16 protein-coding genes are annotated in these 19,350 nt (G+C 55.4%); 15 read left to right on the top strand and 1 reads right to left on the bottom strand.

From position 1 onward, the window contains the following. Positions 1 to 8 precede the first annotated feature (8 nt). The 5 genes from RI501_RS08255 (at position 9) to RI501_RS08235 (ending at position 5,092) form a co-directional block, all read left to right on the top strand. The gene (locus RI501_RS08255) at positions 9 to 752 is read left to right on the top strand and encodes a Stp1/IreP family PP2C-type Ser/Thr phosphatase (RefSeq protein WP_313821641.1); all 744 of its coding nucleotides are present in this window, start codon (positions 9 to 11) and stop codon (positions 750 to 752) included. Continuing rightward, the gene (pknB, locus tag RI501_RS08250) at positions 752 to 2,779 is read left to right on the top strand and encodes a Stk1 family PASTA domain-containing Ser/Thr kinase (protein ID WP_313821639.1); all 2,028 of its coding nucleotides are present in this window, start codon (positions 752 to 754) and stop codon (positions 2,777 to 2,779) included. The genes RI501_RS08255 and pknB overlap by 1 nt, the downstream gene beginning before the upstream one ends. 79 nt (positions 2,780 to 2,858) lie before the next feature. After that, positions 2,859 to 3,755 carry a ribosome small subunit-dependent GTPase A gene (rsgA, locus tag RI501_RS08245; protein WP_313823176.1) on the top strand — a complete coding sequence of 299 codons (897 nt, stop codon included), beginning with the start codon at positions 2,859 to 2,861 and terminating at the stop codon, positions 3,753 to 3,755. Positions 3,756 to 3,767: 12 nt separating this feature from the next. Then, positions 3,768 to 4,421, top strand: a complete 654-nt coding sequence (gene rpe / locus RI501_RS08240; RefSeq protein ID WP_313821637.1) for a ribulose-phosphate 3-epimerase — start codon at positions 3,768 to 3,770, stop codon at positions 4,419 to 4,421. Then, on the top strand, positions 4,421 to 5,092 hold the full coding sequence (locus tag RI501_RS08235; protein ID WP_313821635.1) for a thiamine diphosphokinase: 672 nt from the start codon (positions 4,421 to 4,423) through the stop codon (positions 5,090 to 5,092). The genes rpe and RI501_RS08235 overlap by 1 nt, the downstream gene beginning before the upstream one ends. Positions 5,093 to 5,274: 182 nt before the next feature. Here RI501_RS08235 and rpmB read toward each other — a convergent pair whose 3' ends face one another. Continuing rightward, positions 5,275 to 5,460 carry a 50S ribosomal protein L28 gene (rpmB, locus tag RI501_RS08230; protein ID WP_313821633.1) on the bottom strand — a complete coding sequence of 62 codons (186 nt, stop codon included), beginning with the start codon at positions 5,458 to 5,460 and terminating at the stop codon, positions 5,275 to 5,277. 372 nt (positions 5,461 to 5,832) lie between these two features. Here rpmB and RI501_RS08225 point away from each other — a divergent pair, with 372 nt between their 5' ends. The 10 genes from RI501_RS08225 to ffh all read left to right on the top strand — a co-directional run bounded on the left by RI501_RS08225 (position 5,833) and on the right by ffh (position 19,250). After that, positions 5,833 to 6,195, top strand: a complete 363-nt coding sequence (locus RI501_RS08225) for an Asp23/Gls24 family envelope stress response protein (RefSeq protein ID WP_313821631.1) — start codon at positions 5,833 to 5,835, stop codon at positions 6,193 to 6,195. A 36-nt stretch (positions 6,196 to 6,231) separates the two neighbouring features. Next, complete coding sequence (locus RI501_RS08220; RefSeq protein ID WP_313821629.1) at positions 6,232 to 7,929, top strand: DAK2 domain-containing protein; 1,698 nt, start codon at positions 6,232 to 6,234, stop codon at positions 7,927 to 7,929. Between the two features lie 73 nt (positions 7,930 to 8,002). Next, positions 8,003 to 10,036, top strand: a complete 2,034-nt coding sequence (gene recG / locus RI501_RS08215; protein ID WP_313821627.1) for an ATP-dependent DNA helicase RecG — start codon at positions 8,003 to 8,005, stop codon at positions 10,034 to 10,036. A 19-nt stretch (positions 10,037 to 10,055) separates the two neighbouring features. Beyond that, the gene (plsX, locus tag RI501_RS08210; protein ID WP_313821625.1) at positions 10,056 to 11,090 is read left to right on the top strand and encodes a phosphate acyltransferase PlsX; all 1,035 of its coding nucleotides are present in this window, start codon (positions 10,056 to 10,058) and stop codon (positions 11,088 to 11,090) included. A gap of 76 nt (positions 11,091 to 11,166) precedes the next feature. Beyond that, entirely contained in the window at positions 11,167 to 11,418 is a 252-nt protein-coding gene (acpP, locus tag RI501_RS08205) for an acyl carrier protein (RefSeq protein ID WP_057734320.1), read from the top strand. A gap of 75 nt (positions 11,419 to 11,493) precedes the next feature. Then, positions 11,494 to 12,192 (top strand): ribonuclease III, encoded by a 699-nt coding sequence (gene rnc, locus RI501_RS08200; protein WP_313821620.1) that lies wholly within the window; start codon positions 11,494 to 11,496, stop codon positions 12,190 to 12,192. A gap of 12 nt (positions 12,193 to 12,204) precedes the next feature. Continuing rightward, positions 12,205 to 15,765: a chromosome segregation protein SMC gene (gene smc / locus RI501_RS08195; RefSeq protein WP_313821618.1), complete on the top strand. Its 3,561-nt coding sequence runs from the start codon at positions 12,205 to 12,207 to the stop codon at positions 15,763 to 15,765. Continuing rightward, positions 15,765 to 17,246: a signal recognition particle-docking protein FtsY gene (gene ftsY, locus RI501_RS08190; RefSeq protein WP_313821616.1), complete on the top strand. Its 1,482-nt coding sequence runs from the start codon at positions 15,765 to 15,767 to the stop codon at positions 17,244 to 17,246. Before smc ends, ftsY begins: the two co-directional genes overlap by 1 nt. A gap of 197 nt (positions 17,247 to 17,443) precedes the next feature. After that, positions 17,444 to 17,785 carry a putative DNA-binding protein gene (locus RI501_RS08185; protein ID WP_313821614.1) on the top strand — a complete coding sequence of 114 codons (342 nt, stop codon included), beginning with the start codon at positions 17,444 to 17,446 and terminating at the stop codon, positions 17,783 to 17,785. Positions 17,786 to 17,804: 19 nt separating this feature from the next. After that, positions 17,805 to 19,250, top strand: a complete 1,446-nt coding sequence (gene ffh / locus RI501_RS08180) for a signal recognition particle protein (protein WP_313821612.1) — start codon at positions 17,805 to 17,807, stop codon at positions 19,248 to 19,250. Positions 19,251 to 19,350: the final 100 nt, after the last annotated feature.

Raw genomic sequence — 19,350 nt, 5'->3', positions numbered from 1 at the left:
GGTGAACCATGGAAGTTGCTTATCGGACAGCCATTGGTGAACAACGGGCCGATAACGAAGATTACGTGGACGTTTTTACCAACCGCGCTGGTCAGCATCTCGCCATTCTGGCGGACGGCATTGGTGGTCACCAGGGAGGTGACGTCGCTAGTGCCATGGCGGTGTCTCACTTAGGCCATAAGTTTGAGGCGACCAGTTGGAAGACGGCCGCGGATGCCCGGGCTTGGATCAGTGGTCAGATTACGGTCGAGAATCGCTCGATTATTGAAAAATCCAACCAGTTTGCTGACCTTAACGGCATGGGGACCACGTTGGTCGCGGCGGTCTACTTCACCACGGAGGTCGTGATTGCCAACATCGGGGACTCACGCGCTTACCTATTGCGCGACCACAAGCTCCGGCAGTTGACGGAGGACCATTCACTGGTCAATGAACTGGTCAAACGGGGGGAGCTGAGTCGACAAGCGGCGCGGCACCACCCAAAAAAAAACATCATTGTGCGGTCGTTAGGAATTTCGGCCGACGCTAACTTTGATTTAAACACCTATCCGCTGACGGCTAACGACCAGTTGTTGCTGTGCACCGATGGATTGACCAATATGGTCGACGATGCCCAGATTCAAGACGTGCTGGAAAGTGACCAGACGGCGGCGGAGAAGTGTGACCACCTGGTGGCCCTAGCCAACGCGGCGGGGGGGCTCGACAACATTACCGTGTTGATCGTAGTGAACCACGGGAAGGTGGCGAGCTGATGCGAACCGGATACACCTTGAGTGGTCGCTACCGGATTATCCGAGCGTTAGGTGAGGGTGGCATGGCCAACGTTTACCTGGCCCACGACCTGATCTTAGACCGTGACGTGTCCGTCAAACTCCTGCGGCTGGACTTGCGTGACGATCCGAACACGGTTCGGCGCTTCCAGCGTGAGGCGTTAGCCGCCACGGAATTGTTGCATCCCAACATCGTGCAGGTCTATGACGTGGGCGAAGAAAACGGGATGCAGTACCTGGTGATGGAGTACGTGAAGGGAACCGACCTGAAGGCCTACATTAAGGACCACTTCCCGATTGCCTACCAAGAAGTGATCCAGATTATGACGCAGATCCTTAGCGCCGTGAAGTTGGCGCACGAACATAACATTATTCACCGGGACTTAAAACCACAAAACATCTTGATCGATCCCCAGCGAGTCGCCAAGATTACCGACTTTGGCATTGCGGTGACCCTCTCCGAACACAGCTTGACCCAGACCAATACGGTGTTGGGCTCCGTCCATTACCTCTCACCGGAACAGGCCCGGGGGGGAATGGCCACCAAGCAATCGGATATCTATTCACTGGGAATCATTCTTTACGAAATGTTGACGGGCACCGTGCCGTTTGAGGGTGAAACTGCGGTCAGCATTGCGTTAAAACACTTTCAGTCGGAGATTCCATCGGTGCGCGCCGTGGATCCACAGATCCCGCAGGCGCTAGAAAACGTGGTCTTTAAGGCGACGGCTAAACGCCCGCAGGACCGCTATCCCGACGTGGCGGCGATGGCCACCGACTTACAAACCGCACTATCGCCGAGTCGGGCGGGTGAAGATCGCTTTACCCCCGCCGCCGATGACGACGGGGAAACCAAGGTTTTGCCGTTGAGTGCGTTGAGTAGTCTAACCACGGCCGAAAAGCCCACGACGGCTACCGCTAGTACGCCGCCAGCCCAGCCGGTTGCAGCACAGGCTGCCGCCGAACCGGTCAAGCCCAAGGACCGCTACAAGAAGCGGCACCCCCGGCGGTACCGGTTCATCTGGGCGGCCGTCATCTTGTTCTTCTTATTGGTGGGCATCTTGATTGGCGTGGCACTGTTTCGGCCCCAGATGACCAGCGTACCTAACGTGGTTGATCGCCGCCAAACTAGTGCGCAAACGACGCTCCAGGCGGCTCATTTGCGGGTTGGGACGGTTCATCAGACGGCCAGTGCTAAGGTCAAGCGCCACCGGGTCATCCGCACGGAACCCCGGTCAGGTACCCAACTGAAGCGTAACACCGCAGTCGATCTCTGGATCAGTACGGGTCCGAAACGGTATCGAATTGGTGATTACAAGGGGGATGCGTACACGAGCACCGCGGCTAAGCTGCAGGCCCTAGGGTTTAAGGTGCATCGCGAGTCGGTGCACTCGACCAGTGTTCCGGCCGGCCGGATCATGCAACAAAGTGTGACGGCGGGCCAAAAAGTGGTGCCACAAGACACGGACCTGACCTTTACGGTGTCGACCGGTTCACAAACGGTGACGCTAAGTGATTTGACCGATAAGACCAAGACCCAAGCTCAAAACTATGCGGCCGGTCATAACCTGAACCTCGCCTTTCGTTACGCTTACTCCAACGACGTCGATAAGGGGAAGGTCATTCGGCAGTCACCGGGTGAGGGGGCCGTGGTCCAGGAAGGTGACGAAATCACCTTGACGCTTTCGCGGGGACCTGAAAGTAAGGGGCCGCAGACCGACCAGTTTAACGTGCGGGTGCGGATTCCCTTTGACAGTAATTCGTCGAGTACCAGTGGCGCGACGGGGGATGACAGCAGTGCGGTCACGTCGTCGGCCACGGAGAACTTGATTCAGATTTATCTGAAGGATCAGGATCACCAACTCAGTTCAATTTATAAACAAATGACCATTACCAGCGATGCGACCGTGACCTTACCGTTTACGGTGGCTAGTGGGAAGGCTGGAGCTTATAAGATTGTTCGGAACGGGACCGTGATTGCCGAAGATAAGCACGTCACGAAAGATTAAGAAAAAAACCTGCATTTATGGCTCAGTTCTTTTATAATAAAGAAGAACTGAGCTTTTTTAGTAAAGGAGGTGCATCTGCATCATGGAGGGACAAATTCGTCAATCGTTAAGCGGGTTTTACGACGTGTTTAGCGAGGGACAGCTCTACCGCACCCGGGCCCGGGGAAATTTCCGCAAGAAGCGGGTGGCCCCGCTGGTGGGCGATCGGGTGGAGTTTGAAAGTTCCACCCCCAAGGAAGGTTACATTCTAAAGATTTTACCGCGGGATAACGCGTTGACCCGGCCACCGGTCGCTAATATCGACCAAGGCGTCGTCGTTACCGCCGTTAAGGCACCGGACTTTTCCACCAACTTGTTGGACCGGCAATTGATCGCCTTGGAGGTCAGTCACATTGCCCCGGTGATTTATCTGACCAAGACCGATTTGATCGACGACCAACGCTACCAGGAGTTTGAGACCCTGGCGGCGGGGTATCGCCGGATCGGCTACCCGGTGATCCTGAGTCGCGAACCATTCGCCGCCGCTGGCTTAGACCAGTTGCGCGGCCTGTTAGCGGGTCAAGAAACCGTGATCATGGGGCAAACCGGGGCTGGTAAGTCCACCTTGCTGAACCATATCGCGCCGGAACTCACGCTAGCGACTGGGGAAATTTCGACCGCGTTGAACCGGGGCCGCCACACCACCCGTAAGGTTAGCTTGATGCCCGTGGCGGGTGGCCTAGTCGCCGATACACCAGGGTTTTCGTCGTACGATACGCTAACCATCGATTACCGTGAATTGGGGCAGTATTTCCCTGAATTCTTGGCGTTGGCTAGTCAGTGCCGCTTCCGGGGGTGTGTGCACCTCAACGAACCGGGGTGTGCGGTCAAGGCCGCACTAACTGCCGGAGACATCTTGCAGAGTCGTTACGACAACTACCTGCAATTACTCACGTTGTTAAAGAACCAAAAACCTGTTTACAATAAAAAGAAATGAGGAAGAGAATTTATGATTAAAGTAGCACCATCCATCTTAAGCGCAGATTATGTGAACTTACAACCAGACATCGAAAAGGTCGACCAAGCCGGGGCAGAAGTCCTGCACATTGACGTGATGGACGGCCAATTTGTGCCCGCAATCTCCTATGGTCCCGGTTGGGTCAAGGCCATTCGCCCCATTACCAAGATGGTCTTAGACGTTCACATGATGGTCCAAAATCCGGAACGCTACGTGGATGACTTCGCCAAGGCCGGCGCCGACATCATCGGGGTCCACGTTGAAGCTACGCCCCACATTCACCGGGCATTACAGATGATTCAAAACGCCGGAGTGACGCCAGAAGTCGTCATCAACCCGGGGACACCCGTAAGTGCCATCGAACCGGTCTTGAGCATGGTCGGTCAGGTCTTGGTCATGACGGTTAACCCTGGTTTTGGGGGCCAAAAGTTCCTGCAGAGTACGGTGGAAAAGATTGCGCAATTAAACGCGATTAAGCAAGCTAAGGGCTACCACTTTGATATTGAAGTCGATGGTGGGGTCAACGACCAAACCGTTGTTGAATGTGCCAAGGCCGGTGCGACGGTCGCTGTTGCGGGATCGTACGTTTTCAACGCCGATGATCCGGCAGCCCGGGTTCAAGCGTTAAAGGACGCGACTAAGTAATGCTACGGGGGGGAACGTTTAATCTGTTGGTGGGGGGTCCCAAGGCCGATTGGCCGGAGGACCTGTCCCAAATCGAAGGGACCTGGATCGGGGTCGATCGGGGGACCTTACGGTTAATCGACCAGCATATCCAGCCCGTCGCGGCCATTGGGGATTTTGATTCCTTACAGGAACCGGAACTCCAGTTAGTTCGGCGCAACGTTAAGGATGTCCGGTCCGCTCAGGCGGAAAAGGATTTCACGGACACCCAGATGGCGGTGATGGTGGCCTTTCGGGACTACCACGCCGAACGTGTTGATATTTATGGGGCCACCGGGGGCCGTTTGGATCACTTTCTCGCCAACCTGTTTTTGGTGCTGGAACCGCAGTATAAGCGTTACGCGGGGCAGATTCGCCTGATTGACCGCCAGAATACAATTTCGTTTTTCTTGCCGGGCCGTTACACGATTCAAAAGGAACCCGATAAGCAGTACTTGGCCTTTGTGCCGTTGACGCCAATCGACCATTTGAGCTTGATCGACGAAAAGTACGAGCTGCACGATGAACCCATCCCGTACGCGATTTCCTTTGCCAGCAATGAATTTGTGGGCGAAACGGGGAGTTTTCAGTTCGACACCGGCTTGTTGTGTGTGATTCAGAGCCGCGACACCTACGAAGCGCGCCATAACTAAATTAAGCGGGGGTTTTAAATAACCTGCAAAAAACGAGTCTGGACTTTTGTCTAGACTCGTTTTTTGCATGCGCGATTAATTTGTTTTTCCTATTAAATAGTCGGGTAAGGTGATTAGGCACAAAAAAATGCACCACCCGGACAAAGCCAAGTCGTGCATTTGTTTTATAAACCGTGTTTAAACTAAACGCGGGTTACCTTACCTGATTTCAAGGTCCGGGCAGAAACCCAAACCCGTTTTGGCTTACCGTCCACTAAGATGCGAACCTTTTGCAAGTTCGGCTTCCAAGCACGACGAGTCGAGTTTAAGGCGTGGGAACGCTTGTTACCGAAGCGCGTCCGCTTGCCGTTGATAAAATCCTTTGCCATGGCGTAAACCCTCCTTTGTGGATTTATTACTTTTTAAAAAGCAGGTGCTTTTTACTCACCTGACTAATTTACCATACAATTTTACGGAACGCAATATTTTCTTTCAAGGATTTTTACTTGACACTTAATTAGCGTCAACTCGTGGTTTTGGGTGTTCCTATTTCTATTTTTCGATAGGTTGTGGTAAGATTAATTTCTGTTAAGCTTACGTATAGGGCGTGTTCGGCCACTTAATGGCTGACGCAGTGGTGCGGGGCCACCAAGAATTGCCGGCACCGACACACCCAGCCGCTCATTGGTCGCAAAACGACTATCAGTAGTTCGCCCTATGCGCGGTGTCAGATTCTATTCTTTGACAAGGAGGCTATTTCCATGGCCGTAAAGATTAAGACTCAGTACGGAACAATTGATATTACCAATGAAGTGATTGCGACCGTAGTTGGGGGTGCCGCGACTGATAATTATGGTGTCGTGGGCATGGCAAGCAAGAATCAGATTCGGGATAACGTCAACGATATTCTGCGGCGAGAAAATTACGCTCGCGGCGTCGTCGTGCGCCAGGAAGATAACGGCGTTGCCATCGACGTGTACATCATTGTGAGCTACGGAACCAAGATTTCCGAAGTGTCCCGTAACGTTCAATCGAAAGTGAAATACAACCTGGAAACGATGCTCGGCGTTACCGCCAATTCTGTGAACGTTGTTGTCCAAGGGGTGCGGGTATTGGCGGATTAGCCAACCGGACGACCGAAAGTCAAGGAGGATACTTAGTTGAAAGTCACAGAAATTACTAATCTTGAGTTTGGTAAGATGGTTCAGGCCGCCTCGCAAAAACTAAACCAAAACGCTGATTTTATTAATTCATTGAATGTCTTCCCGGTTCCCGATGGGGATACGGGGACGAACATGAGCCTGTCACTGGCCAGTGGGGCCAAGTACGAACGCGACGCCGATACCGCGGCGGTCGGTGCGTTAGCCGTGGCTCTGGCCAAAGGCTTACTGATGGGGGCCCGGGGGAACTCCGGGGTCATCTTATCCCAAATCTTCCGGGGTTTTTCGCGGAAATTAGCCGATAAGACCACGTTAACCGCCCAGGACCTGGCCGATGGTTTCGCTGCCGGAGCCGAAACGGCCTACAAGGCGGTCATGAAGCCCACCGAGGGAACCATTTTGACCGTGGTCCGCGAAGGGGCCCAAGCGGGACTAAATGCCGCTAAGGACACCGATGACGTGCTGGTGGTCATGGACGCCGTTCGTAAAGCGGCCGCCGATGCCTTAGCCACCACGCCCGACCTCCTACCCGTGCTTAAACAGGTCGGGGTCGTGGATTCCGGGGGACAGGGCTTGAGCTTTGTCCTGGAAGCCTTCGACGATTCTTTGAACGGTCGGGTGGCGGAAAACGCTGACTACAAGCCCGACGACGCCGAGATGGACGAAATGATTAACGCCGCCCATCACCAAAGCGCCCAAGGCAAGTTGGACCCGGCTAGCATCAAGTACGGCTACTGTACCGAAATCATGGTGCGGATCGGTCGCGGAAAGCAGGTCGACCACAAGTTTGACTACGACACGTTCTACAACTATCTGGCCGACTTGGGCGATTCCTTACTGGTGGTCAACGACGACGAGATCGTTAAGGTTCACGTCCACACGGAACACCCCGGCAAGGTCATTGCTTGGGGCCAAGAGTTCGGGGATCTGGCCAAGGTTAAGGTCGACAACATGCGGATGCAACAGGAAACCATCATGGAAAAAGACGACGAGACGCCGGCAACCGCCACGCCGGCCGTGGCCGAACCGGCTGAAGACACCCCAGACACCGCTATTATTGCGATTGTGGCCGGGGATGGGTTAGCCACGCTCTTTAAGAGCCTGGGCGTCACCCACGTGGTCCAAGGGGGCCAAACCATGAATCCAAGTACCCAAGACATCGTGGACGCCATTAACGCTTCCAAGGCTAAGCGCGCCATCGTCTTGCCGAACAACAAGAACATCTTCTTAGCCGCCGAACAGGCCGCGAAGGTCGCCGATATTCCGACGGTCATCGTCCACGCCAAAACGGTTTCGCAGGGGATGACGGCGATGTTGGGGTACAATCCGGATGCCGAGTTAACCGACAACCAAGCCTCGATGGAAGATAACCTCAGTACGGTCAAGAGTGGCCAAGTCACGCACGCCATTCGTGACACGCAACTGGACGGGTTTGATATTAAAGAAGGTAACTACATGGGGATTGTCGACGGCACCATTCAGGTGACCGCCGCCGACCTCTTAGAAACGGCGGTTGACACGGTCAAAGCCATGCTCGATGACGATAGCGAAATCGTCACGATCATCTATGGGGCCGACGCTAATGCTGATTTGGCGGATCAACTCCAACAACGGGTCACCGATTTAGACGGCGACCTAGAAACAGAAGTTCACGAAGGGGACCAACCGGTTTATCCATTCTTGATTTCGGTGGAATAACCACGATTCCCTTAAAAGATTGGACATCCGTGTCCAATCTTTTTTATCATAGACGGTAAGGAGGTCGAAAACGATGGCGAGTTTAAACGATGCGGTTAGCGAATTAAGCGGGGTGGGACCGAAGCGGGTCCAAGCGCTAAAGGAATTGGACATTGAAAACATCAACGACCTGTTGACCTATTTTCCGTTCCGTTACGAGGACCTGCAGGCCAAGGACCCCAGCGAACTGACCGATCAGGCCAAGGTTACCTTAAAGGGGACCGTGGCGGCCGAACCGGTGTTGACCCGGTTTGGTCGGAAGAAGACCCGCCTGAACTTTCGGCTGTTGCTGGACGACCACAACGTGATCCCGGTGACCTTCTTCAATCAACCGTGGCTTCGCGACCAGATCGAAACGGGTGGCCAACTGGTGGTCTACGGGCGCTTCGACGCCAAGCGCCAAAGCCTGTCCGGCATGAAGATCCTCAGCAGCGCCAACGGGGCCATGGGGTCGATTTACCCGGCCAACAAGGAGATTCGCCAGGCCACGATTAAAAAGCTGGTCACGGCCGCCTACGAGGCCTACGCACCGGTCATCGTGGATTTAATTCCCGCCGCCGTGCGCGATCAGTACCGGTTGCTGCACCGCAAGCAAATGATTCACGACATGCATTTTCCGGCCAATGCGACCGCGGCCGCCGCGGCCCGGCGGACGGCCAAGTTCGAGGAATTTTTCCTGTTCGAGCTGCGCTTACAGATCATGAAGCAGCAGGATCACACCCTGTATGGGCAACAATTAGCCTATGATTTACCACGGTTGAAGGCCTTTATTGCCAGCCTACCTTACGAATTAACCACCGCACAGAAAAAGGTGGTCAATGAGATTTGCTACGATCTGAAGCGGCCGATCCACATGAACCGCCTGCTGCAGGGGGACGTGGGGAGCGGTAAGACCGTGGTGGCCGCCATCGCGATGTACGCCGCCATTACGGCCGGCGCGCAGACGGTGTTGATGGCTCCCACGGAAATCCTGGCCGAACAGCACGCCAATAACCTGGCGAAGCTGTTTGCGGACTTTCCCGTGAACGTGGCGTTACTGACCGGCGCCACCAAACCGGCCGCACGGAAGGTTTTACTCCCGCAAATCGCCAATGGTGAGGTAAACTTAGTGGTGGGGACCCACGCGTTGATCCAACCCGAGGTCCATTACCATCACTTGGGCTTAGCGGTGATTGATGAACAACACCGTTTCGGGGTGAATCAACGCCAGGCCCTGCGGCAAAAGGGTGCCCAGCCCGACATCTTAGCGATGACCGCCACGCCAATCCCGCGGACTTTGGCCATCACGGCCTACGGGGAGATGGACGTGTCGGTGATCAACGAACTGCCGGCCGGTCGCCAACCGATCCAGACCACCTGGATTCGCAGCAATCAGGAAAGTACCATGTTGCGGCGGGTCAAGGACGAACTGGCCGCCGGGTCGCAGGCCTACGTGGTCACACCGTTGATCGAGGAATCCGAGGCGGTTGACATGAAAAATGCCGAGGCCATCTACGAGCGGTTCAAGGCGGAATTTGAACCGCGCTACAAGGTGGGCCTGTTACACGGTCGGATGAAAAACGACGAGAAAAATACCATCATGGCCGCCTTTAAGGCCAACGAATTTCAGGTCTTGGTGGCCACGACCGTGATCGAGGTCGGTGTCGACGTGCCCAACGCCACGTTGATGTTGATCTACGACGCCGACCACTTTGGCTTGGCCCAGTTACACCAGTTGCGCGGCCGGGTTGGGCGGGGCAAGAAGGCCTCGACCTGTATCCTGATCGCCGACCCCAAGAACCAGCTAGCCATCGAGCGGATGACCACCATGACCAGTACCACCGACGGGTTCGTGTTGTCCCAAAAGGACCTCGAACTGCGGGGGGCCGGGGATGTCTTGGGTCGGCGCCAGTCCGGGGTGCCCGACTTTAAGGTTGGCGACCCGGTGGCCGACCTGAACATCTTGAGCGCTGCCCAACAGGTGGCCAAGACCGTGGTCGACGAACCCGACTGGGAGAATCAAGACGCCAATCTAGCCGTGGCGGCGTTTCTAACGACCACGGCGCACCAAACCACCACTATGGATTAAAAAAGGAGACGAACTCTATATGAAAATTGCCGTTGACGCCATGGGTGGCGACTACGCCCCCGCCGAAATCGTCAAGGGAATCGAGTTAGCGCGCGACGCCTACCCCGATTTAGACTTCTTACTGTACGGAAAACCGGACCAGGTTCAACCCCTGCTGCACGACACCACGCGCATTGAACTGGTGCCGGCCAGCGAGGTCATCGAGATGGGTGACGAACCCGTGCGTGCCGTGCGCCGCAAGAAGGACTCGAGCATCGTGTTAGCCGCTACGGCGGTCCGCGAAGGCCGGGCCGACGCCTTCTTTTCGGCCGGCAACACCGGGGCCGTTTTGACCGCCGGCTTACTGATCGTGGGTCGCATCAAGGGCATCGACCGGCCCGGATTGACCACCACGTTACCCGTGTTGCGGAAGCCCGACCAATCGAGCTTTGTGATGCTCGACGTGGGGGCGAACGCCGATACCAAGCCGTTTAACGTGGTCCAATACGCGGTCATGGGCCAGTACTACGCGCAATCCGTGATGCACGTAACCAACCCTCGAATCGGTCTGCTCAACAACGGGACCGAGGCCGACAAGGGCGATCAGAATCACCGGGCGATCCACGACGCGTTAGCTCGGATGGATGAGCTGAACTTCGTGGGTAATGTCGAATCACGCGAACTTTTAAACGGGGCCGCCGACGTGGTGGTTACCGACGGGTTTACCGGTAACGCCACGCTCAAGGCCATCGAAGGCACGGCCCTGTCCATGCTTAAGCTCATCAAGGGCGAGATTATGAGTGGTGGTCTAGGAGGTAAAATTGGGGCCGGGCTCTTGAAGCCGGTTTTCCACAACGTCCAAGCCGCCATGGACTATTCCCAGTACGGGGGCGCCGTATTACTCGGCTTAAAGGCCCCGGTGGTTAAGACTCACGGGTCGACCAAGGCACCGACCGTGAAGAACACGATTGGCCAAATTCGCGAGCTCTTGAAGACGGATAGTGCTCAACAATTGGTGACCTACTTCGACCAACACACGGACCAAATGGCGGAGCTGAAGGCCACGCTCAAGTAGTGGCACAGAATCTGCTAGACAAGGTCGTTAAAAACGGTTAGACTACTATTTGAATACTGTGAGCGAGGGATTGGACATGACAAAAGCAGAGATTTTCGATAAAATTGCGGACATTATTGCGGATCGGTTCGAAGTCGACCGGGATCAAATCAACGAACAGCTCAACTTCAAGCAGGACTTAGACGCGGACTCCATTGACTTCGTCGAATTCGTCTTAGAGTTAGAAGATACGTTCGGGGCCGAGATTTCCGACGAAGATGCCGAAAAGCTAAACACCATTGGTGAAGTGGTCGACTACATCGTCGCCCACCAAGGCGAACAAAAATAAGTACTGAGCGAGTCCGGGCCGCAACCTTTCGTCCCGGGCTTTTTCAATCTAACCAAAAGAAATGAGGAATGGCACGTGATTGCAGGATTAAATCAAGAATTAGCCGATAATTTCGATATACACATTCAGAATCAAGCCTTACTCGACGAGGCCTTTACCCAGGCGTCGTACGTCAACGAACACCCGAATCAAGGGCTGAAATTTTACGAACGGATCGAGTTTTTAGGGGACGCCGTCATGCAGCTGGTGGTCTCCAATTACATCTTCCGGCGCTATCCGCAGATGCCTCAGGGCCGGCTGACCCGGTTACGGGCGGCGATGGTCAACGAAAATAGTTTTGCCAGTTTTGCGCGTGAGTGTCACTTTGACCAATACATTCGGTTGGGTAAGGGTGAGGAAAAGGCTCAAGCCCGGCAACGCGATTCTTTGCTCTGCGACATCTTCGAATCCTTCATCGGGGCACTGTATCTGGACCAAGGTCTGGAAACGGTGGTGCGCTTCGTTACCCAGGTAGTCTTCCCTAAGCTCGACGAAGGCCGATTTGACGAATTTTTCGATCATAAAACGGAGTTACAGGAGCTGGTCCAACAACACGGTGCCGTCAATATCGACTACCGCTTGCTCGACGAAGAGGGACCGGATAACGACCTGGCCTTCAAGGTCGCGGTCTACGTCAACGATAAACTCCTGGGACAGGGGACGGGGCATTCCAAGAAGCACGCGGAGCAAAACGCCGCCCGTCACGCTCTAGAAAACTTAAAAGCAGAAGAATAAGGATGGCTCACGATGCGGTTAAAGACACTAGAAATTAGCGGGTTCAAGTCCTTTGCGGACAAGACCCGAATTGACTTTTTGCCGGGGATGACCGGCATCGTCGGTCCGAACGGTAGCGGGAAAAGTAACATTGCCGAAGCGGTACGCTGGGTTCTAGGCGAACAATCAGCCAAGAGCCTGCGGGGCACCAAGATGCCCGATATCATTTTCGGGGGCTCCTCAGATCGCCACGCGCTCAACCGGGCGTCGGTGGCCATCACGCTGGACAACAGTGACCACTATCTCAAGAGCGCCTACACGGAATTAACCATCAGTCGTCGGCTCTACCGTACCGGGGAAAGTGAGTACCTGATCAACGGCCAAAACTGCCGGTTAAAGGATATCACCGAATTGTTGATGGATTCGGGGATGGGACAAGATTCCTTTTCGATCATTTCGCAAGGGCGCGTGGCGGCCATCTTCAATAGTAAGCCCGAGGATCGGCGCAGCATCATCGAGGAAGTCGCCGGCGTGTACAAGTACCGTAAGCACAAGGAAAAGGCTGAACGTGAACTCGATGAGACCATGGGTAACTTACACCGAGTCGAAGACATCATTGCCGAACTCGAGGGACGACTAACGCCGCTGGAACAGCAAAGTGACTTGGCACAAGATTATTTGGCCCAAAAGAAACGGTTCGAAGTTCTAGACCGAACCCAGTTAGTCCGCCAACTGCACACCGAGATGGCGCAAAAGGCCGACTTGGATAAGGCGGTGCGGCAAAAGAAGGGGCTAGTTCACGAACAACAATATGCCCAACAGCAACACGGGCAAAAGGTTCAAACCTTACAGCGGCAACAAAAAGCGTTATTGGCCCAAAAAGACGACCTGCAAGCCCAACTAGTTACGGCCACGCAACTGGTGGAACAACGGCAGGGTCAGGTCAATTTGTCCGGTGAGCAGCGGCGTAACCAGGCGACCCAACAAGCCCGCTTAGCCCAGGAGCTTGCCACGACCGAACAGCGGGTGGCGGACCTCACTGAAAGCATTGCGGCCGAAAAGACCGCGTTAAGCGATTTACAAGCGACCATTACGACTCATCAAGCCGAGATCAAGACGCTGCAGGACGCGACCAGCGATCAGGTTATCGACCAATTACGTGACCGCTTGGAAAGCCTGCGGACGGCCTATTTCGACCAGAAGCAACAGGTCGCCGCGTGGCGGAACCAACGGCAATACCTGCAACAGGACCAGGAGCGCCAACAGCAACGGGGTAAACGTCTGAGTGCCCAATTGGCCGAGTTGCAGGCGACCGCGCAAACGACGAAGCAAACCGCTGCCGACTTACAGGTCCAGGCAACGGCGGCCCACGACCAACTCAGTCAGGCCGAACAAGCCAATGACGCCGAGGCGGGCCAATATCAACAGCATCAACAGCAGTACCACCAACTCCAACGCAATTGGCAGGCGGCTTTAGAGGTCTACCAACGGGCCAAGACTAAGGTGGCCAGTCAACAGGCGGCACTCACGGAATACGGTGGGTTCTATCAGGGCGTGCGGGCTATCTTACGCCAGCGCGACCGGTTCACCGGCCTTTTGGGCGCCGTCTCGGAGCTACTACAAGTGCCGCAAGACTATACCACCGCGATCGAATATGCGTTGGGCGGTCAGCTGCAACAGGTCGTGGTGACCGATGAAGCCACGGCGAAGCAGGCCGTGCAGTATCTGCGCGAGCACCGCGCCGGCCGGGCGACCTTTCTGCCCGTGACCACGGTGCGCCAACGCCAACTCGACGCCACCACGCGTAACCAACTCGCTCGGCTGAACGGTTTCGTGGGGGTCGGTAGTGACCTAGTGACTATCGCCAGCGACGCCCAACCGATCCTCAACTACCTGTTGGGGACCACCATCTTAGCGACCGATCTGGACTCCGCGGTGGCCATCAGTCGTCAGATTCACCACCGTTACCGGGTGGTCAGTCTGGCCGGTGATGTGGTCAGCGCCAGCGGGGCGATTACCGGGGGCCAAGCCCGTCAATCGCACACCAGCGTCTTGCGGCAACGCCAAGAACTTGAGCAACTGCAAGCGTCGTTGACCACCATGGCCGACCAGTTGCGCGACCAGGAAGCTAAGGTCAAGGCCCAACGCGACGCCTTACAGGCCAGCGAACAACGAACACAGACGCTTCAGGCTCAGCTCAATGACCTGCACCCGCAGTGTCGCCAACTCGACGACCAACTGGCCGCTGCCCAGACCGCGGCGCAGCAGGCGCAACGGCAGTTACAAGCCGCACAGGTGGAACTCCAGCAAACGGCCGGGGCGGCACCGGGAACCACCGATGCCGAACTCCAGGCCAAGATTACGCAGGGCCAGGCCGCCATCGCGCAACAGGAGACCGATTTAAAAACGCTCCAGGCGCAAATCAAAACGGCCAGCGACCAGCAAACGACGCAGCGTGAAACGCTAACGACCAAGCAGACTTGGTTGGCCGGGGCCCAGGAACGCCAGCAACAGCAACAACAAACGTTGCGCCAACATCAAGCCGATTTACAAACGGCTCAGTCGAACCAACAGCGGCTGGTCAAAGAGCAAGCACGACTGGTCCAACAAAAGGGCCTGACGCCTGCCGAGGCCACCAAACAACTCAAGGCCGCTCAGGACCAGCAGCAAGCCACTCAGCAGGCGTTGACCGCGGCCGATGACCAATTGACCCAGGTCAACGACCAGCTGGCGAGTGCCAACACGGCTAACGACCGAGCGACCGGCTTGTTGCAGGTGGCGAACGACGATCTGAAAACGGCGCAGGTCAACCAGACACGCATCGACGCGTTGATCGACCAGCAACAAAATCAATTATCGGAAAAGTACCAGCTGAGTTTGGCCGCGGCCGAAAAAGACCTCAGCGACTTACCGGCCGACCAGTTGGCCGTCCAATTGAAGTTGTTGAAGCGTGGCTTAGCCGAGATTGGCACGGTCAACTTAAACGCCATTGATGAGTATCACGAAGTGCGCAAACGCTACGACTTCTTGACCCAGCAACGGGACGATTTACTGACGGCCAAGGACCAATTGACCGCTACCATGAGTGAATTAGACGACCAGGTTAAGCACCGGTTTAAGACTAGTTTCGACCAAATCGCCAAGAAGTTTACGGCCACGTTTAAGCAGATGTTTAACGGGGGAACGGCCGAGCTGGTCTTGACCGCTCCGGACGATCTGCTGACCACCGGGATCGACATTATGGCCCAGCCACCGGGTAAGAAGTTCCAGAACATGGGCCTTTTGTCCGGGGGTGAACGGGCGTTAACGGCGATTACGCTGTTATTTGCGATTCTACAGGTCCAACCCGTGCCGTTTTGTATCTTAGACGAGGTCGAAGCGGCACTGGATCCGGCCAACGTGACCCGGTTTGCGCGCTACATTCATCAATTCCAGGCACAAACTCAATTCATCGTGATCACCCACCGGAAGGAAACCATGGTGCAAGCCGACGTGCTGTACGGGGTGACGATGCAAGAATCCGGGGTCTCCAAGATGGTGGCCGTGGATTTGGACCAAGATTCTGAAACCACTGCGGAAGGGAAGCAAGCATAATGGGATTATTTGATATTTTCCGCCGGCGGGCCAAACACCCGGCGAGTGAAACACCGACCAGTGAAACGGTCACCAGTGAAACCAGCACATCCAGCGAGAGTGTGAGTGTGAGTGCGGCCGAGACCAGTACCAGTGAGACTCAAGCGACCGCGGCCGTAACGTCCGCCACGCCCGCGAGTCTGACCAGCGTGGCGTCTGAATCGACAATTTCGGTTAGTGCGGCCAGTGAAGACAGCGAAACCAGTGTGTCCGCGGCTACGGCGACGCCTAGTTTGACCAGTACGGTCACGGCGAGTGCGCAACCGACCTCGGTGACGAGTGTGGCCTCGACGGCAACGTCCACGGTCTCCACGAGTAGTGCCTCCGCGAGCGATGCCGCGAGCCTGACCACGACCAGTGCGGCCGCCGTTTCGGCGGTGACCCCAAGCTTGGTCAGTGCGACGAGCAGTACCAGCACGGCGTCACTAAGCACCAGCACCACGCCGGCTGAACCGACGGCAACCAGTGACGCCCAACCGGCCAGTGACGAACAGCTCTACGATCAAGGCCTCGCGAAGACCCGGCACACGTTCGGGGAACGACTGAACGCGTTATTGGCAAACTTCCGTCACGTCGATGAAAGCTTCTTCGACGACTTGGAAGAAACGCTGATCGGCGCCGACGTCGGGTTTGACATGGCCGTTAAGCTCAGCGACGAGTTACGGGATGAGGTCAAGCTGCAAAACGCCAAGAAATCGGCGGACGTCCAAAACGTGATCGTCGAAAAGATGGTCGAAATTTACGACCAGGCCGGTAGTCAAGAAGAAAGCAACGCCCTGAACTTTGCCAAGGAAGGGCCGACCGTGATCCTGTTCGTCGGGGTTAACGGGGTCGGCAAGACCACGACCATCGGGAAGATGGCCAACCGTTACCACCAGGCGGGCAAGAAGGTCCTCTTGGCGGCGGCCGATACCTTTAGAGCCGGGGCAACCGAGCAATTGGACGTCTGGGCCAAGCGCGCCGACGTCGACATCGTGACCGGCAAACCCCAGTCCGATCCGGCGGCCGTGGTGTTTGATGCCGTGCAAAAGGCCAAACGTGACGACTACGACATCCTGTTCGTGGATACCGCGGGTCGGCTGCAAAACAAGGTCAACCTGATGAACGAGCTGGCGAAGATGAAGCGGATCATCACCCGCGAGATTCCGACGGCGCCGCACGAAGTGTTACTGGTCCTGGACGCCACGACCGGGCAAAATGCGTTGACGCAGGCCAAACTGTTCAAGGAATCCACCGACGTGACGGGGATCGTCTTGACCAAGTTGGACGGAACCGCCCGTGGGGGGATCGTCCTGGCCATCCGCAACGAACTGCACGTGCCCGTGAAGTTTATCGGGCTGGGTGAGCAGATTGGTGACTTACGGCCATTTGACCCCAACGAGTTCGTTTACGGCCTGTTCAAGGGCTTGATCGACGTATCGGCGCTGGATAAGGCTAAATAAGGCTGAGTACCGGTTGATTGCCGAACTGAATATGGTTAACAAAGTGTGCATTGACTGATGACAGTCATTGGAAAAGGGCGTGGCCGTGGGCTGCGTCTTTTTTGATGACTATGGTTTTTCGTGAAAAAAATTGACGAAAGCGCTAAAAATCGGTACTCTAATAGAGTGTGACACTACTTAAGGGGGCGTTGGGTTTTATGGAACTAGAGAAGAATTATCGGATCAACTCCCTCTTTGCGTTCTATCAACCTTTGTTGACCGCTAAACAGAATAATTATATGCAGCTGTACTACGGTGACGACTTTTCCTTGGGGGAAATTGCCGAAGAGTTCAACGTGAGCCGGCAGGCGGTTTACGATAATCTCCGGCGAACTGAGAAAATCTTAGAGTCCTACGAAGCAAAATTACATTTATATCAAGAATTCACCGCGCGCAACCAACAGGCCGATGAGATTCAAACCTACGTGGCGCAGCATTATCCGCACGACGCGACGTTGAACCGGTTGGTGGCGGGCTTAGAACATCTCGAAGAACAATGAAAGTTAGGTGGCAAATTTAATGGCGTTTGAAGGATTAACCGAACGACTACAAAACGCAATGCGGAAGTTGCGGGGTAAGGGGAAGGTTTCCGAAAGTGATTTACGGGAAACCATGCGTGAGATTCGCCTGGCCCTCTTAGAAGCCGACGTTAACTTTACGGTGGTCAAAGACTTTGTCAAGCAGGTCCGGACTCGGGCCATGGGCGCCGCCGTCCTCGAAGGCTTGAATCCCGCTCAACAGATCGTCAAGATCGTGGACGAGGAACTGACCAAGACCATGGGGGACGAAGCGGTTCCCTTAAACAAGTCTGATAAGATCCCGACAATCATCATGATGGTCGGGCTGCAAGGGGCCGGGAAAACCACCACGGCCGGGAAACTGGCGTTAAAGCTGAAGAACGAAGAAAAGGCGCGGCCGTTAATGATTGCGGCCGACGTTTACCGGCCAGCTGCCATTGACCAGTTGGTTCAGGTGGCCCAAGGCATCGATGTGCCGGTCTTTCAATTGGGGACCGACGTTAACCCCGTGGACATTGTCCGCCAGGGGTTAGCGCAGGCCGCCGAAAACCATAACGATTACGTGATCATCGATACCGCTGGGCGGTTGCAGATCGATGAACAACTGATGGACGAACTGGCCAACATCAAGGAATTGGCGCACCCCGACGAAATCTTACTGACCGTCGACGCCATGACCGGGCAAAACGCCGTGGCTACGGCCGAAGGGTTTAACAATAAGCTCGACGTCACCGGGGTCGTTTTGACCAAGTTGGACGGGGACACCCGGGGCGGGGCCGCACTATCGATCCGTGCCGTGACCGGCAAGCCAATCAAGTTTATCGGGCAAGGCGAAAAGATGACCGATTTGGACGTCTTCCACCCCGACCGGATGGCGTCGCGGATCTTGGGCATGGGGGACATGCTCTCCCTGATCGAAAAGACCCAGAAGGAATACGATCAGAAGCAGGCCCAAGAACTGACCGAGAAGATTCAGGAGAACTCGTTTGACTTTAACGATTTCGTGGATCAGATCAGCCAGATCCAAAAAATGGGGCCGATGGAAGATCTGATGAAGATGATTCCGGGGATGGCCAACAACCCGGCCCTAAAGAACGTGCAAATGGATCCCAAGGACATCGAGCACTTGAAGGCCGTGGTTTACTCCATGACCGAGCAAGAACGGACCAATCCCGACGTCTTGAACCCGTCGCGGCGGCGGCGGATTGCGGCCGGATCTGGTCGCCCAATTCACGAAGTTAACCGGATGATCAAGCAGTTCAATCAGATGAAAAAGATGATGAACCAGGTCTCCAAGGGGAACATGTCCGGCATGGAACAGTTGATGGGCCAGACCGGTATGGGCGGCGGCTTAGGTGGCCGGATGCAGAAGATGGCCATGAACCGCATGTCACGGCAGATGAAGAAGAATAAGCGTAAACGTTTGAAACGTAAGCGTCGCAAATAGTAGACAGGCTGGCCGGTTTCCGGTATACTAAGTTTAATCATAAGGGAGTAACTAGCAGCGAGTCTGTGGCCATTTCGTCAGCAAGAAGACGTTCCGGGAT

The organism is Levilactobacillus zymae (genome assembly GCF_032190635.1).
Lineage (GTDB): Bacteria > Bacillota > Bacilli > Lactobacillales > Lactobacillaceae > Levilactobacillus > Levilactobacillus zymae_A.
This window is presented reverse-complemented; position numbering and strand designations above follow the sequence as displayed.

What these genes read in the sequence shown, in the direction of transcription:
- RI501_RS08255 (WP_313821641.1), top strand. Translation starts at nt 9, where the DNA reads ATGGAAGTTGCTTATCGGACAGCCATTGGTGAACAACGGGCCGATAAC.
- pknB (WP_313821639.1), top strand. Translation starts at nt 752, where the DNA reads ATGCGAACCGGATACACCTTGAGTGGTCGCTACCGGATTATCCGAGCG.
- rpe (WP_313821637.1), top strand. Translation starts at nt 3,768, where the DNA reads ATGATTAAAGTAGCACCATCCATCTTAAGCGCAGATTATGTGAACTTA.
- RI501_RS08235 (WP_313821635.1), top strand. Translation starts at nt 4,421, where the DNA reads ATGCTACGGGGGGGAACGTTTAATCTGTTGGTGGGGGGTCCCAAGGCC.
- rpmB (WP_313821633.1), bottom strand. Translation starts at nt 5,460, where the DNA reads ATGGCAAAGGATTTTATCAACGGCAAGCGGACGCGCTTCGGTAACAAG.
- RI501_RS08225 (WP_313821631.1), top strand. Translation starts at nt 5,833, where the DNA reads ATGGCCGTAAAGATTAAGACTCAGTACGGAACAATTGATATTACCAAT.
- recG (WP_313821627.1), top strand. Translation starts at nt 8,003, where the DNA reads ATGGCGAGTTTAAACGATGCGGTTAGCGAATTAAGCGGGGTGGGACCG.
- plsX (WP_313821625.1), top strand. Translation starts at nt 10,056, where the DNA reads ATGAAAATTGCCGTTGACGCCATGGGTGGCGACTACGCCCCCGCCGAA.
- acpP (WP_057734320.1), top strand. Translation starts at nt 11,167, where the DNA reads ATGACAAAAGCAGAGATTTTCGATAAAATTGCGGACATTATTGCGGAT.
- smc (WP_313821618.1), top strand. Translation starts at nt 12,205, where the DNA reads ATGCGGTTAAAGACACTAGAAATTAGCGGGTTCAAGTCCTTTGCGGAC.
- ftsY (WP_313821616.1), top strand. Translation starts at nt 15,765, where the DNA reads ATGGGATTATTTGATATTTTCCGCCGGCGGGCCAAACACCCGGCGAGT.
- RI501_RS08185 (WP_313821614.1), top strand. Translation starts at nt 17,444, where the DNA reads ATGGAACTAGAGAAGAATTATCGGATCAACTCCCTCTTTGCGTTCTAT.
- ffh (WP_313821612.1), top strand. Translation starts at nt 17,805, where the DNA reads ATGGCGTTTGAAGGATTAACCGAACGACTACAAAACGCAATGCGGAAG.